This window comes from Oleiphilus sp. HI0125, assembly GCF_001635355.1.
In genome coordinates, this window is the sequence record NZ_LWGF01000274.1 from 1 (window position 1) to 1,041 (window position 1,041).

The 1,041-nt window shown below is 46.7% G+C and carries 2 protein-coding genes; both read right to left on the reverse strand.

Annotation, left to right across the window (positions count from 1 at the left end):
* Window positions 1-340: methylmalonyl-CoA mutase family protein (locus tag A3762_RS03915; protein WP_231878721.1), on the reverse strand; the 340-nt coding region annotated here is incomplete at its 3' end.
* A 187-nt stretch (window positions 341-527) separates the two neighbouring features.
* A complete protein-coding gene (gene mce / locus A3762_RS03920) occupies window positions 528-929 on the reverse strand; it encodes a methylmalonyl-CoA epimerase (protein WP_068474885.1) in 402 nt (133 codons plus the stop codon).
* Between the last annotated feature and the right edge of the window lie 112 nt (window positions 930-1,041).

Here is a 1,041-nt window from a genome sequence, read left to right on the forward strand (position 1 = left end):
GCGTAGCTAGATCAAACGCAACCGACACACCTTGTGCGCCAGCGGCTAAGTTTTTGCGATAGAAAGTGTTAGATTCTTCAGCAGTCGAGAAGCCTGCGTATTGACGAATGGTCCAAGGACGACCGGCATACATTGTGGCCATAGGGCCTCGCATGTAGGGCTCCATGCCAGGTAAGGAGTCGATATGCTCAAGACCCTTCGTGTCGTCGGCCGTATAGAGTACTTTTACGGGAACGCCTTCAGGTGACATCCAAGTCATTTCTTCTGGATTCATGCCTTTCATTTGTTTGGTAGCGAGGGCTTCCCACTCGTCGAGTTTGAGCGTTTTCTTTTCAGTCATAATTTAACTCTAGTGCTTAAACTAACTTTGGTTTTCGTCTGATGACGAGTCGGGGTCTTTGTGTCGCCAAAGACCTCGACACCCCAAAGGCGACCCGGATTGCTTCGCAATCGACGGGCTTAATGCGTCGATAAAATTTTCACAACTGGGGTCAGAGTACTTTTGTGCTGACCCCAATTTATTAAAACTACATCGGCTGATTCAATTCAACCAAAACGCCATCGCAGCTTTTAGGGTGAATGAAGATAACTCGGCAGTTGTGTGCACCCAGTGATGGCGCATCTGACAAGAACTCATAACCCTTTGCTTTGAGGCGTTCGATGTCAGAGTCGATGTCATCGCTTCGAAAGCATAGGTGATGCATGCCCCCGCCTTTTTTGTCGATATACTTCTGGATCGGTCCTTGTCCATTCAGTGGGTGCACAAGCTCAATGCTTGTTTTGTCTAAAGGGAAAAATGCCGTGCTAGTCAGGGCGGACTCAACATCTTCTTGGCCTTTGAAATCCAATCCAAAGTCTTCAGCAAAGCGTTGAATTGCTTTCTGTAAATCAGGTACTGCAATAGCTATGTGATCTAAACCAGTAATCATGTTCTCTCTCGTTTGATAATGGGGTCAGAGCGCATTAGCGCTGACCCCAGTTGAACAGTTATTTAGTGTTTTAAATTCTATCCAAGAATACGGAACACGCTTGGGCTTTGAT

Coding starts and splice junctions, on each gene's coding strand:
- mce (WP_068474885.1), bottom strand. CDS start 929: ATGATTACTGGTTTAGATCACATAGCTATTGCAGTACCTGATTTACAG.